The sequence below is a fragment of the Streptomyces sp. MGP-P1 genome, from assembly GCF_057766565.1.
Map to the genome: position 1 here is coordinate 794,348 of NZ_JBYMEM010000001.1, position 12,913 is coordinate 807,260.

12 protein-coding genes, 1 tRNA gene and 3 pseudogenes are annotated in these 12,913 nt (G+C 71.2%); 5 read left to right on the plus strand and 11 right to left on the minus strand.

Features of this window, described 5'->3' with window-relative positions; all coding sequences use genetic code 11:
• Window positions 1-36 precede the first annotated feature (36 nt).
• A pseudogene (locus AC3CH1_RS03610) lies at window positions 37-339 on the plus strand (tyrosine-type recombinase/integrase); the annotation flags it as partial.
• Window positions 340-395: 56 nt separating this feature from the next.
• Here AC3CH1_RS03610 and AC3CH1_RS03615 read toward each other — a convergent pair.
• A tRNA-Pro gene (locus AC3CH1_RS03615) sits at window positions 396-469 on the minus strand.
• A 127-nt stretch (window positions 470-596) separates the two neighbouring features.
• Here AC3CH1_RS03615 and AC3CH1_RS03620 point away from each other — a divergent pair.
• Window positions 597-1,307 carry a transketolase gene (locus tag AC3CH1_RS03620; protein WP_488461516.1) on the plus strand — a complete coding sequence of 237 codons (711 nt, stop codon included), beginning with the start codon at window positions 597-599 and terminating at the stop codon, window positions 1,305-1,307.
• 100 nt (window positions 1,308-1,407) lie between these two features.
• Window positions 1,408-2,310, plus strand: coding sequence for a transketolase family protein (locus tag AC3CH1_RS03625; RefSeq protein WP_488461517.1), 903 nt, complete (start codon window positions 1,408-1,410; stop codon window positions 2,308-2,310).
• A 241-nt stretch (window positions 2,311-2,551) separates the two neighbouring features.
• Here the strand turns inward: AC3CH1_RS03625 and AC3CH1_RS03630 are convergent.
• The 7 genes and pseudogenes from AC3CH1_RS03630 to AC3CH1_RS03660 form a co-directional block, all read right to left on the minus strand.
• Window positions 2,552-2,952, minus strand: a pseudogene (locus AC3CH1_RS03630) (MmcQ/YjbR family DNA-binding protein).
• Between the two features lie 18 nt (window positions 2,953-2,970).
• A pseudogene (locus AC3CH1_RS03635) lies at window positions 2,971-3,253 on the minus strand (ABC transporter ATP-binding protein); the annotation flags it as partial.
• A gap of 52 nt (window positions 3,254-3,305) precedes the next feature.
• Entirely contained in the window at window positions 3,306-3,890 is a 585-nt protein-coding gene (locus AC3CH1_RS03640; protein ID WP_488461518.1) for a GAF domain-containing protein, read from the minus strand.
• Window positions 3,887-4,510 carry a GTP-binding protein gene (locus tag AC3CH1_RS03645; protein ID WP_488461519.1) on the minus strand — a complete coding sequence of 208 codons (624 nt, stop codon included), beginning with the start codon at window positions 4,508-4,510 and terminating at the stop codon, window positions 3,887-3,889. The genes AC3CH1_RS03640 and AC3CH1_RS03645 overlap by 4 nt, the downstream gene beginning before the upstream one ends.
• Entirely contained in the window at window positions 4,488-4,859 is a 372-nt protein-coding gene (locus AC3CH1_RS03650) for a DUF742 domain-containing protein (protein WP_488461520.1), read from the minus strand. The genes AC3CH1_RS03645 and AC3CH1_RS03650 overlap by 23 nt, the downstream gene beginning before the upstream one ends.
• 2 nt (window positions 4,860-4,861) lie before the next feature.
• Window positions 4,862-5,296: a roadblock/LC7 domain-containing protein gene (locus tag AC3CH1_RS03655; protein WP_488461521.1), complete on the minus strand. Its 435-nt coding sequence runs from the start codon at window positions 5,294-5,296 to the stop codon at window positions 4,862-4,864.
• On the minus strand, window positions 5,293-7,434 hold the full coding sequence (locus AC3CH1_RS03660; RefSeq protein WP_488461522.1) for a sensor histidine kinase: 2,142 nt from the start codon (window positions 7,432-7,434) through the stop codon (window positions 5,293-5,295). The genes AC3CH1_RS03655 and AC3CH1_RS03660 overlap by 4 nt, the downstream gene beginning before the upstream one ends.
• Before the next feature lie 423 nt (window positions 7,435-7,857).
• Between AC3CH1_RS03660 and AC3CH1_RS03665 the strand changes: the two genes are divergently transcribed.
• Window positions 7,858-9,303, plus strand: coding sequence for a glyceraldehyde-3-phosphate dehydrogenase (locus tag AC3CH1_RS03665; RefSeq protein WP_488461523.1), 1,446 nt, complete (start codon window positions 7,858-7,860; stop codon window positions 9,301-9,303).
• Window positions 9,304-9,701: 398 nt separating this feature from the next.
• Here AC3CH1_RS03665 and AC3CH1_RS03670 read toward each other — a convergent pair whose 3' ends face one another.
• A complete protein-coding gene (locus tag AC3CH1_RS03670) occupies window positions 9,702-10,370 on the minus strand; it encodes a hypothetical protein (RefSeq protein ID WP_488461524.1) in 669 nt (222 codons plus the stop codon).
• 583 nt (window positions 10,371-10,953) lie between these two features.
• Window positions 10,954-11,427 (minus strand): nuclear transport factor 2 family protein, encoded by a 474-nt coding sequence (locus tag AC3CH1_RS03675; RefSeq protein WP_488461525.1) that lies wholly within the window; start codon window positions 11,425-11,427, stop codon window positions 10,954-10,956.
• Window positions 11,428-11,599: 172 nt separating this feature from the next.
• Between AC3CH1_RS03675 and AC3CH1_RS03680 the strand changes: the two genes are divergently transcribed.
• Window positions 11,600-12,379: an SDR family NAD(P)-dependent oxidoreductase gene (locus AC3CH1_RS03680; RefSeq protein WP_488461526.1), complete on the plus strand. Its 780-nt coding sequence runs from the start codon at window positions 11,600-11,602 to the stop codon at window positions 12,377-12,379.
• Between the two features lie 91 nt (window positions 12,380-12,470).
• On the opposite strand, the gene AC3CH1_RS03685 is transcribed toward AC3CH1_RS03680, so the two are convergent.
• Window positions 12,471-12,899 (minus strand): pyridoxamine 5'-phosphate oxidase family protein, encoded by a 429-nt coding sequence (locus tag AC3CH1_RS03685; RefSeq protein ID WP_488461527.1) that lies wholly within the window; start codon window positions 12,897-12,899, stop codon window positions 12,471-12,473.
• Between the last annotated feature and the right edge of the window lie 14 nt (window positions 12,900-12,913).

Here is a 12,913-nt window from a genome sequence, read left to right on the forward strand (position 1 = left end):
TACCGGACGGCTGGGTCTACGGCCCCCGTTTCTGGCGTATACGAGCATCGGCGCCGCCATGACCTCCGGCACACCGCACTCACCTGGTTCGCCGACGCCGGGGTCCAAGTACACGTCCTCCGCAGGATCGCCGGCCACGGTTCGCTGACCACCACCCAGCGCTACCTGCACCCGGACGTCCACAAGATCACGGCTGCCGGGGCGGCGCTCTCGGCCCACTTCAACGTGCTGCGCGCACCGCGCTCACTGCCGAGCCCGATCGTCATGCCCCGCTGCGCCGGAGACCCGGTCAAGGACGCCAGACCTCCAGCTGGTCCCCAACTGGCCCCCAAAAAATGATCAAGGGCCGGTATCGGATTGCTCCGATACCGGCCCTGATCTACGACTGTCTCCAGTCGGGACGACAGGATTTGAACCTGCGACCCCTTGACCCCCAGTCAAGTGCGCTACCAAGCTGCGCCACGTCCCGTTACCCGTTTGACCTGGGGTTTCCCCTGGCTGAACGCGCATGAGAACAATACCGCACTCCGGCAGGTGGTCACCAACACCATTCCGCGCTTGACCTCAACCGTGGTTGATGTTGAACGCTCGGTGGCATGACGAACACGACCGGCTCGACGGTACGCGGCCCCCTCGCCTTCCATGACCTCGACCGCCTGATCGCCCTGATGACCGGCGCCGAGAAACACGCCCCCGCCGCCCATTCCACACTCGACGCCCTGTGGGTGCTCTACGACAGGGTGCTCCGCGTCACACCGGACACGGCCGACGCCCCCGGGCGGGACCGCTTCCTGCTGTCCAAGGGGCACGGCCCGATGGCGTACTACGCCGTCCTCGCCGCGCACGGCTTCTTCGGCGAGGAGCTGCTGCCCGGCTTCGGAGCGTACGACTCGCCGCTCGGCCACCACCCGGACCGACTGCTGGTGCCGGGGGCGGAGATCGGCAGCGGATCCCTCGGGCACGGGCTGCCGCTCGCCGTCGGAACGGTGCTCGGGCTGCGCGCCCAGGGCCTCACCGACCCCCGGGTATGGGTCCTGATCGGCGACGCCGAGCTGGACGAGGGCAGCAATCACGAGGCCATCGCCCACGCGGGCCCCGCCGGGCTCGAACAGTTGCACACGCTGGTGATCGACAACGCGTCCGCCACCCACGGCTGGCCCGGCGGCATCGCTTCCCGCTTCGCGTCCGCCGGGTGGGCGGCGGTGACCGTGGACGGTCGCGACCACGAGGCCCTGTACACGGCGTTCACCACACCCCACCCGGGTAAACCGCTGGCCGTCGTCGCCCGCGTCGAGCCCAAGAGCTGACCGCACCGACCGACCCCGTACGACCACCACCGCACCACCACGGCACCACCACGGCACCACCGACTCTGCGCACACCGGAGCCCCCGGGAGGGACCCCTTCATGGACACCATGCGTGACCGATTCATCAGCACCGCTTCGCGACTCCTGGACGAGGAGCCCCGGCTGGCCGTCGTGCTCGCCGACATCAGCGCCGACGGCTTCGCCCCGGCCCGGCGCGCCCACCCGGACCGGGTGATCAACGTCGGAATCCGGGAGCAACTGCTGGTCGGGGCCGGAGCGGGGATGGCGTTGACGGGAATGCGGCCGATCGTGCACACCTTCGCCAGCTTCCTGGTCGAGCGACCGTTCGAGCAGGTCAAGCTGGACTTCGGACACCAGGGGGTCGGGGGGATCCTGGTGAGCGCCGGCGGCTCGTACGACTGGCCGGCCGGGGGCTTCACGCACATGTCCCCCGGCGACGTGGCCCTCCTGGACACGCTCGACGGCTGGACCGTGCATGTGCCGGGCCATCCGGACGAGGCCGAGGCCCTGCTGCGGGAGTCCGTCGCCGGCGACGACCGGGTGTACGTACGCCTCTCGCTCCAGGCGAACCGGGAGGCGCTGCCGGTGAGCGGCACGGCCGGGTTCACCGTGGTGCGCGAAGGGCGGCACGGGACCGTCATCGCGGTCGGCCCCATGCTCGACAACGTCCTCGCCGCCACCGAGGGGCTGGACGTCACCGTGCTGTACGCGACGACCGTGCGGCCGTTCGACGCGGCGGGGGTGCGCCGGGCCGCCGGTGCGGCCACGACCGCGGACGTGGTGATCGTGGAGCCCTATCTGGCGGGCACCTCCGCCACCGCGGCGGGCGAAGCGCTGATCGACCTGCCCCACCGGGTGCTCGGGCTGGGCGTGGGCCGCGCCGAGCTGCGCCGGTACGGGCAGCTGGAGGAGCACCTCGCGGCGCACGGCCTGGACCCGCAGGGCCTGCGAAAGCGGATCACCGGATTCCTGCGCCCCTGATCGGCAGGGCCCACCCAGCAACCCGACCCGCCGACTCCGCCGCCCACCCCGTCAGCCCGGGCACGCCGGGCACTCCCCCGCGATCGGCCCCACCCCGTTCAGCCCGGCCGGAGGCAAGCCCGCGCGATCGGGCCGCCGCCCGCCCCCGCGCACCCGTACCGCCGGCCCGGCCCACCCCACCGACGCGACCACACGCCCCGGCCGCCGTCTGCCGGTCACCCGCCGCGCTCACCTCGCATCCTCACCCCTCGCTCTCCCCCGCCACCCCGTCCCTCGGCGCGTCCAGCTCCGGGTGCGCCGCCAGCAGTCGGCGCGGGGCGACCTGCCGCCAGGAGTCGGCGAGGATGGCGGTCAGCTCATCCGCGTCCGCCAGGGCGGACAGCCGGACGCGCATCCAGGCGTAGTGGTCGTCGTGCCCCTCGCGGATGAAGAACTTCTCCGGCTCGGCGGCGATCAGCTCGGCACGGTCCTCCCGGGGGGGCACTTCACGCCCATCGCCGTCTCGTCGTCACCGAGCGAGGCGAAGATCTTGCCGGCCACCCGGAAGGTGGCCTGCCCCCAGGCGAGCTTCTCCGTGGTGTCGGGCAGGGACAGCGCGGCCGAGCGGACATCGGCGGCGGTGATCGCGGCATGTTCGGTCATCCCGGGCCTCCGTTTCCCCGCGCCCAGCAGATCACGGATGTGCGCGGAACGCCGGGCGGCCCAGCGTCTCGCCGTAGTCGCTCCCGACGGGCAGACCCACCTCGGTGATCTCCGTGAGGGTGCCGGGGCGCGGGCTCATCACCACGACCCGTTCGGCCAGGTGGACCGCGTCCGAGAGGCCGTGGGTGACCAGGGGGACCGTGGTGTCGGTGGTCCGCCGGATCCGGTTCGGCTCGGTGTTCATCTGCTCGCGGGCGAGGGCGTCGAGCGCGCCGAACGGCTCGTCCATCAGGAGGACCGGCAGCGTCGGTGCGTCGCCCGGGAGTTGAGTACGGCACCACCCGCGGGGGGTGTCAGAGGGGGTGGTGGCGTTCCCGGTCGTCGATCTGGCGGACGAGTTCATGGGCGAGCGACTTGATGGTGTCGAGCCCGGCCCGGCCCCAGGGGCGCGGCACGGTGTCGACGGCACAGACGGTGCCCAGCGCGATGCCGGTGCGGTCGATCAGCGGCGCCCCGAGGTAGGAGCGGATGCCTATGTCGTCCACGACCGGGTTGCCCGCGAAGCGCGGGTAGTCGCAGACGTCGTCCAGGACGAGGGCCTTGCGCCGGACGAGGACGTGCGGGCAGTAGCCGTGGTCGCGGGCCATGTAACGGCTGCTGCGGTTGCTGCCCGCCGCGGCCGAACCGAGGTCCCGGCCACCGCGGTTGCCCGCCGGAGTGTGCAGCCCCGCGAAGAACTGCCGGTTCTCGTCGATGAAGTTGACCATCGAGTAGGGCGTGGCGGTGACTTCGGCCACCTTGTCGGCGAAGGCGTCGAAGTTGTCGTAGGAGGCGTCGGGGCGTTCGCCGAGGTCCAGCTTGCGCAGCCGCTGCGCGCGGGCCGGGCCGTGCCGGTCGGTGGGCGTCAGGAGCATCCGGCCGGTGGCGAAGGATGTCACGGGTGGGCTCCGAAGGTCTGTAGTGGGGCGGACGCCGTGGTGGCGTTGATGAGGTGTTGTACGAGGGTGACGAGGGCGCCCGTTCCGGAGCTGGCGATCCGCGCGTCGCACAGGACGACGGGCACCTCGGGTCCGAGGTCGAGCGCGGCGCGGACCTCGTCCGGCTCGTAGCGGTAGGCGCCGTCGAACTCGTTGACGGCGACGATGAATCCGATGCCGCGCCGTTCGAAGAAGTCCACGGCGGCGAAGCATTCGGCGAGGCGCCGGGTGTCGGCCAGCACCACCGCCCCGAGCGCGCCCTGGGAGAGTTCGTCCCACATGAACCAGAAGCGTTCCTGGCCCGGTGTGCCGAACAGATAGAGCACGTGCTGCTCGGAGAGGGTGATGCGGCCGAAGTCCATGGCGACGGTGGTGGCCGTCTTGGATTCGACGCCCTCCAGATCGTCCGTCCCCACACTGACCTGGGTCAGCAGTTCCTCGGTGCTCAGCGGCGCGATCTCGCTGACCGCGCCCACGAACGTCGTTTTGCCGACCCCGAATCCTCCGGCGACCAGGACCTTGAGTGCCACGGGGAAGAACTCGGAGGTTCGGGTGCGGTCAGAGCTGTCGTCGTAAACCATCGAGCACTGCCTCCAGCAGGGATCGGTCGGTGGGCATGTCTTGGAAAGCGGGAGCGTGCGCGGTGACCGCCCCGCAGGCGACCAGGTCGGACAGGATGACCTTGGCGACGACCGCGGGCAGCCGGAGGTGTGCGGCGATCTCGGCGACGGACATCGGCCCTTCGCACATGCCGAGGGCCACGGTGTGCTCCGGGTCGAGCGGAATGTCCGGCTCGATTCCCGTGGCCATGATCAGGGACAGCAGGTCGAACGCGGTGGACGGCCTGGTGCGGCCGTTGCTGATCGTGTACGGGCGGATCAGCCGGCCGGCCGCGTCGTCGAGCAGGGGCCCGTCCTGCGGGGCCGGCATCCTCAGCGCCCCGGGGTGAACGCCGACCCGGACGGCTGCCGCGGCGGGGTCGTCAGATACGGGCGGACACTCTTGACCAGCATCGCCATCTCGTAGCCGAGCACCGCGGCGTCCGCCTCGCGTCCCGAGAGGACGGCGAGACAGGTGCCGGATCCGGCGGTGGAGACGAACAGAAGCGTGGAGTCCAGTTCGACGACCACCTGCCGTACGTCCCCGTTGTCGCCGAAGCGGGCCCCGGCACTGCGGCCCAGTGAGTAGAGGCCTGCGGCCAGGGCCGCCATGTGGTCGGCGCTGTCCTGGTCCATGCCGTGCACGGATTTCACCAGCCCGTCGGCGGAGAGCAGGACCGCGCTGCGTGTGTAGGGCACGCGTTGGACCAGTCCGCTCAGCAGCCAGTCCAGGTCCGAGACCTGACCGGACGGGATTTCGGTCGTCATGGTGTCTGCTCCTTGAAGGTGGCGTCTTTTCGGGGTTCCGGGACGACCCGGCCCGGCAGGAAGGGGTCGGACGCGAACGCTCCGGGCTCGCCCGGGACGGGGTCGTGGGCGCTCTCGGCGTAGGTGTCGCGCCGGTACGCGGGGCTGTCGTGCGGGTACGCGTCGGGCGGGTAGCCGTCCGGCACGGGCGGGCCGGCCGCGGGCAGTGCGTGGTCGGCCAGCGACGCGTCGGCCGGGCCGGGGAGGTCGGGCGGGGCGGTGGCTCCGCGTACGGGAAGGGGCGAGAGGGACTCCAGCGGGGCGTCGAGGGCGGTCTGTCCCCCGGTCCCCGTGGCGCCGGGGCCCCCGTATCCGCCGGCGGGGCTCTCTTCCTGGGCGGTCCGGGCCTCGGCGAGATCGACGCCGCGCCGGAAGGCCGCCATGAGACCCGGGTCGTGCAGGGCGTGTTCGTCCTCGACGCGGGGGGCGGGTGCCTCGCGCAACTGCGGGACGAGGGATTCCTGGTTCGTCCGTCTGGGCAGTTCGGGCCGGGATCGGGACGGAGGCGGGCGGTCGTCGCGCTCGTGGGCGGCCGCCGGGGCGGGCCGGCCGTCGTGCTCGGGCGGGGAGGCGTGCGGCGTGGGGCGGTCGAGGCGTTCGGCGCGCAGCGGGAGGGGCGGGGCGTCGCCCGCGGGCGGTCGCGGGCGGCCGTTCTGCGGGTGATCGCCGGCCGCCGACCGCGGGCCGCCGCTCTGCCCTTGGCCGGGCCTCTGGTGCGATCCGTCCATGGCCGCCTGGGCCGGACGCGAAGGCCGGGCCGTACCGCTCTGCGGCGGGGCGGCGGGGGCCTGGACCTCGACGGGCGGCCGGTGCACGGCGCCGGGGGGCGGCACGGGCACGGCGTCGGGCGAGGGCGGGGCATCGGGGTCGGCCCCGAGCAGCGACTGCGGGAGTACCAGCACCGCCTGCGTACCGCCGTAGATGTTGCTCTGGAGGCGGACGGCGATGCCGTGGCGGCGGGCCAAAGCCGAGACGACGAACAGGCCGATCCGGCCGTCCTGGAGCAGGTGGGCGACGTTGACCTGGTCGGGGTCGGAGAGCAGGGCGTTCATCCGCTTCTGCTCGTGGTCCGGCATTCCCAGACCGCGGTCCTCCACCTCCAGGGCGAGGCCTGCCGTGACGTGCTGGACGCGCAGCAGGACCTGGGTGTGCGGGGCGGAGAAGACCGTGGCGTTCTCGACCAGCTCGGCCAGCAGGTGGATCACGTCGGCGACGGCGTGGCCGCGCAGGGTGCCCTCCATCGGCGGTACCAGCTTGACCCGGGGGTACTGCTCGACCTCGGCGATGGCCGAGCGGAGCACCTCGGTCATGGTGACCGGGTTGCTCCACTGCCGCCGCGAGACGGCCCCGCCGAGCACGGCGAGGTTCTCCGCGTGGCGGCGGATCCGGGTGGCGAGATGGTCGACGTGGAAGAGTCCCTTGAGGAGGTCGGGGTCCTCGACCTCGTGCTCCAGCTCGTCGAGGATCTGGATCTCGCGGTGGACGAGGGATTGCAGCCGTCGCGCGAGGTTGACGAAGACCTCGACCTTCTGGTCGTTGCCGGTACTGCTGAAGAGTTGGGACGCCTGGACGACGGCGGTGAGGGCGGCTTCCTGGGCCCGCGCCATCTCCTGTCCGAGCAGGTCGAAGGCGTCGGCCCCGGGCGCGGGGGGCTGCGCGGGCGGCCGGGCGGCGACGGCTTCCCCGTTGCGGAGCTGTTCCATCACCCGTTGCAGCTCGGCCTGGCCCTGGGCGCTGGCCCGCCGGAGCGCGAGGGCCCGGTCGAGCACCTGGCCCGCGACGCGGTTGGCGCCGAGGTAGGCGGCCGCGACGGCGGCGACGGCGAGCGCGCCGGATCCGCCGAGCGCCGCCCAGAGGCTGGGCGAGGCGTCGACGGCGCCCGCGCGGACGGTGAAGATGACGGCCGCGGCGCCGCTGAGCACGGCGGCGATGGCGGGGAGCAGTGCGGTCCGCAGCAGCTGGGGCCGTATGCGGGCGTCGGAGGGAGGCACTGCGGCGCGCGGCCTGTTAGTGGCCGAGTGGGCGCGCGTGCCGGGGCGGCCGTGCCGCCCGCCTTCGCGGCGGTCCGGTCGCGCGTCGGGTGCGCGAAGTTGAGACATCAGCGTCCTCGGTACAGGGGGCACCGGGGATCGGCGGTCGTGCCGGCGTCCATGCGGTGGCCCCTACGGTGGTCGGTCAGGCGCGGGTCATCGGTCGGGCAGGCCTGAACGTCATGAGCCCACCGTTGATCACCGGGCACACACGGTAGTCGTCAATGACGTATGCGCGACGGGCAGTTGTCGAACTTGCCCGCCATCCGTCCCACTCTGGTATGACCACTCGCACGTGCGCCCGATTGCGCCGCCTTGACCCCGATTCGACCCGAGACGTCGAAAGGCCGTCCACATGTTGGACACTTCAGGGTCACCGGGGCCGCCCGACGGATGCCTGAGCGGGGTTTACCCGCAGGCAGGGGGCCACTCGACGGGGCGAGGACGCGGCCGGTTACCATATGAGCGCCGCCTAGCTCGAAAGATAAACTTGTGACTGTCAATGACGACTCGTTCACCAACTGGATGCACCGCGAGGAGATCGCGGAGTCGATGATCCCGATCATCGGGAAGCTGCACCGCGAGCAGGACGTCAATGTCCTGCTGCACAGCCGCTCCCTGGTGAACAAGTCGGTGGTCAGCATCCTCAAGACGCACCGCTTCGCCCGGCAGATCGCGGGCGAGGAGCTCTCGGTCACCGAGACGATGCCGTTCCTGCGGGCTCTGACGACGCTCGATCTCGGTCCCTCCCAGATCGACATAGGCATGCTGGCCGCGACGTACCGGGCCGACGGGCGCGGACTCTCCGTCGAGCAGTTCACCGCGGAGTCCGTCGCCGGGGCGACGGGCGACAACAAGATCGAGCGCCGCGCCTCACGTGACGTGGTGCTCTACGGCTTCGGCCGCATCGGCCGGCTCCTGGCCCGCCTGCTCATCGAGAAGGCCGGCTCGGGCAACGGCCTGCGCCTGCGGGCCATCGTCGTCCGCAAGGGCTCCGGCCAGGACATCGTCAAGCGCGCCTCGTTGCTGCGACGCGACTCGATCCACGGCCAGTTCCAGGGCACGATCACCGTCGACGAGGCGAACAGCAAGATCATCGCCAACGGCAACGAGATCCAGGTGATCTACTCCGACGACCCGACGGCGGTCGACTACACGGCGTACGGCATCAAGGACGCCATCCTGATCGACAACACCGGCCGGTGGCGCGACCGCGAGGGCCTCTCCAAGCACCTCCGGGCGGGCATCGCCAAGGTCGTGCTGACCGCACCGGGCAAGGGCGACGTCCCGAACATCGTGCATGGGGTCAACCACGACACGATCAAGCCGGACGAGCGGATCCTGTCCTGCGCGTCCTGCACGACCAACGCGATCGTGCCGCCGCTGAAGGCGATGGCGGACGAGTACGGCGTGCTGCGCGGGCACGTGGAGACCGTCCACTCGTACACCAACGACCAGAACCTGCTGGACAACTACCACAGCTCCGACCGTCGTGGCCGTTCGGCGGCGCTCAACATGGTCATCACCGAGACCGGTGCCGCCTCGGCCGTGGCGAAGGCGCTGCCCGACCTCGACGCCCCGATCACCGGCAGCTCCATCCGCGTCCCGGTGCCGGACGTCTCGATCGCGATCCTCAGCCTGCGGCTGGAGCGCGAGACCACCCGCGAAGAGGTCCTCGACTACCTCCGCAACGTGTCGCTGGCCTCACCGCTCAAGCGTCAGATCGACTTCATCAGCGCGCCCGACGCGGTCTCCAGCGACTTCATCGGCTCGCGCCACGCCTCGATCGTCGACGTCGGCGCCACCAAGGTCGACGGCGACAACGCGATCCTCTACCTCTGGTACGACAACGAGTTCGGCTACTCGTGCCAGGTCATCCGGGTCGTCCAGCACGTCTCCGGAGTGGAGTACCCGACGTACCCGGCCCCGGCGGTCTGACCCCGGACGCAGGTTCCGCGAGCCGGTGCGCACCGTACCCGCGAGATGCGCACCGAACGCGCCATCCCGAGGGTCTGTGCGCACTGACTCCGGACGGTAACCAGCTTCCGGTCCGTGGTCATCCGGAGTCCAGCACGGGTACGCGCGACGTACGAACAGCCGTCCCCGAGCCTGCCGCCGGCCCCCAGCGCCCGGGCGGTGTGCTGGGCGACCGGCCCCACACAGCCCTCAACGCGATCGTCAGCATGTGCGACCGCATGGCGCTGGGGCGGTCCGGTGCATGCGCCGGCAGGTTCTCTCCGTACCCGGAACTGGTCATCCGGGCCTCGACGGGGCGGTCGGAGGCTGCCGTCCCGCCGGGCCGTTCGGAGGCGGGGGCAGGAGTTTTCCGGGGCCGGTCAGAGGCGGGGGCAGGGGTTCTCCGGGTCCAGCACCTCGTGGCCCCCTACGGACGGGGACGCGCTGCCGTCGGCTGTGCCGATCAGGCACACGCTACCCAGGTCCAGACTGAAGCGTGTCCCGGTGCCGGGCTGCTCGCGCGTCTTCAGCACGCTGTCCACGTATCCGCTGCGGTTCAGTGAGCCGCGCACCTGCGCAGGGGCCTTGAGGCCCTTGACCGCCTTGGTGACGCGATCGGCGTGCGCCTTGATGACGCACGTGTTCCTGGCCTCCAGCTCCGCCTCCGCCTTCTTGTCCTCCTCGGTCTCCTTGTACGAGCCCGGGTTCAACTCGTCGGGCGAGGGCGGCCCGTCGGGAATGGGCGGCAAAGAGGCCGACGAAGTGGCGGGCGCTTCGTCGGCGAGCGGCGGCTCCTCGGGGAGGTCGGGGGAGCAGGGCTCGGCGACCTTGTTCAGGAACGTCATGAAGGTGAGCAGCTGAGCGGATTCCTCGGGACCGGGCTCGGCATCCGGCTCCGGAGCCGCCGAGGCGTCGGCGCCCTTCGCGGGCTTTGCCGGCGTCGCGGAGCCGCTGTCGTAGGCCTGGGTGGTGCCGCATGCGGTGAGGGCCAGAGCGCACAGGGCCGTTGCGGAGACGAGGTGACGACGCGTGCCGAAGATTCGCTTCATGTGCACATCCTGTGCGCGCCGGATCGACGGCACGTGAGTACGGGTACCCAAGTGTCGCCGGGTGATCTCCCCCGAGGCGTTTGAGTAGACCGACCAAGCCAGATCCGGCCCTTGGGCCTCCCTAACAGGCCTCGCAAATCGCCCACATGTTTGCCGACCCGGAGGAACGTCTCGTTCGACGTGACCGTGTTGCTGCCGTTTTCCAGTGGTGAGACCGCTGAGGGCGTCGCCAAGGTATCTCACCCCGAGGACGAGGAAGAGAATGGTCATGATGGCGGTGTCGTGCCGGGCCATCCCGGCCTCCCTCGATTCCAGTACCCCGCCGACTTGCTGCCACGCCTCACACGAGCCGCGAGGACAGAGGGAGAGCCGAGGCGCACACCGAAGCAGCGCTGCCCCTCTTCGGAGACGAACCACCGCACCTGCCCGACCGAGTGTGCCCGCGCACCGTTGACAACGGGAGCAGCCAGGACCACCAGGCGGTCTCCAGGCAACGCCCGCATAGTCGCCGGACACCGTCTGGTCACCATGCGCGCGCAACATAGCCGACGATCGCCGGCCGGAGCGCGGGCGGACGGTCGCCTCAGCGCGGGGCGGTCGGCTCCAGTCGTTCGGTCGGCCCTCCGAAGTCGAGGAACGTGGCCCGCTCGGCGAGGAGCCACCGTCCGTCGACCTCTCGGAAGGTGTCCTCGTAGTGGCCGACCTGGACGGGAGGGCGCGGCGGCAGCATTCCGCCGGCGTGACCGTCCACGCGGTACGTCGTGAAATACGTGCTCGCGCTCGCCGACGTCGCGGACGTCAGGTTCACCAGGATGTTGGTGCACAGGCGGCGGGAGAGCCGGTCGGCGGGACGGCCGCCGAAGTAGGCGCGCAGAGCGTCCCGGCCCTCGATCCGCCGGACTCCTTCGGCCCATTCCCAGACCCCGTCGGGGGTGAACAGCTCTGCCACGTCGCCGGGTTCACCCAGATCGAGTGTGCGGACGAACTCGACGACCAGCCGCTCACAGGCTCGCTCGGCGAGCAGACGGTCCAGGGGATTAAGCGCATCGGCTTCCATGCCCCCTTCCTACCAACGCCCGCCGGGGACAGACGACTTGTTTTCCGCGGCCCTGGGCAGCATCGCGCGGCGTCGTCGTCCGGCCCCGTCAGCGACCGCGTGTAGCGCGCTGCGGACGCATCAGGTTCGAAACGGTTTGCGTGGCGGCCGGCCCGTCCCCGACGCTTGAGGAATGATCGATACACGTCTCGCCGGCCACATCGTGCTCGTGACCGGGGGGAGTGGAGGAATCGGCAGAGCGATCAGTCGTGCCTTCGCAGCCGAGGGCGCCCGCGTGGCCGTGCACCACTACGTCCCGGAGCAGGCGCCTCCTCCGGGAAAGCGCTGGGAGCATGCGATTCCGCCGGCCGAGGAGGCGATGGATCTGGTACGGGAGCTGGGCGACGCCATCACCGTCGCGGCCGACCTTTCCGCCCCGGACGCCGCGGATCGCCTGTTCGACGAGGTCGAAGGCCGGCTCGGGCCCGTTGACGTGCTGGTCAACAACGCCGCCCACTGCGAGAGTCCGGACACCGTCGACGCGTTGACCGCGTCCGGTCTGGAGCGCCACTACCGGATCAATGTCGCCGCTCCGGCCTTGCTCACGTCCGCGCTCGCCCACCGTGCGCGCGCCGACCGGTCGCCCTGCGTGGTGAACATCTCCACCGATGCCGCGCGCGCCTTCCCCGGGCAGATCGGCTACGGCACGTCCAAGGCGGCACTGGAGGCGTTCACCAGGGCCGCCGCGCTCGATCTCGGACGTTCAGGGATCAGGGTCAACGTCGTGGCCCCCGGGCCCGTGCAGACCGGCTGGATGGACGCGGAGCTGATCGACCGGGCCCGGCGGGCCATCCCCCTGGGGCGGGTGGGCGAGCCGGAGGACATCGCCGACGCCGTCGTGTTCCTCGCCTCCCACCAAGCGCGGTGGATCACCGGACAGGTGCTGCAAGTAGCCGGCGGGCACGCCCTGTGAAATCGGCGCCGGCGAACGCCAGTCGGTACCGAAGGTACGTCCGGGCGAGGCCGGCGGGGAGAACGCGCCGCGCGGGCCGCACGGCCGAGGCTCAGACCTGGCCGAGGTCCGAGCTGACCCAGCGCTCGGGGCGCAGGGTGATCACGACCTGCTCGCCGTGGTTCTCCCAGGCGAAGTCCACGTAACCGGCGACCTTCTCTGCCGCGAGGTAGCGCGCCGACATCTCCTCCAGGTCCGCGCGCGTGGCGGGGCGGGTGTCGACGACGGGCCCCTCGACGGAGACGTAGCGGATGGTCGGCTCCAGCCGGTCGACCATGAGCGTGAACCGGCCTGCCGCGTCGATCAGTTCGGCCTTGCGGGAGGTGCGGCCGGTGAGGATGCGCACGTCGCCGCCCGGCACGTACTGGTACCAGATGGGAACGCTGAGCGGGGCCCGGTCGCCGCCCCGCGACGCGACGGCCAGGGCGGCGACATGGGGTTCGGCGAGGAACTGTTCGCGCTCTTCACGGGTAAGTGCCACTGCATGCTCCTTCG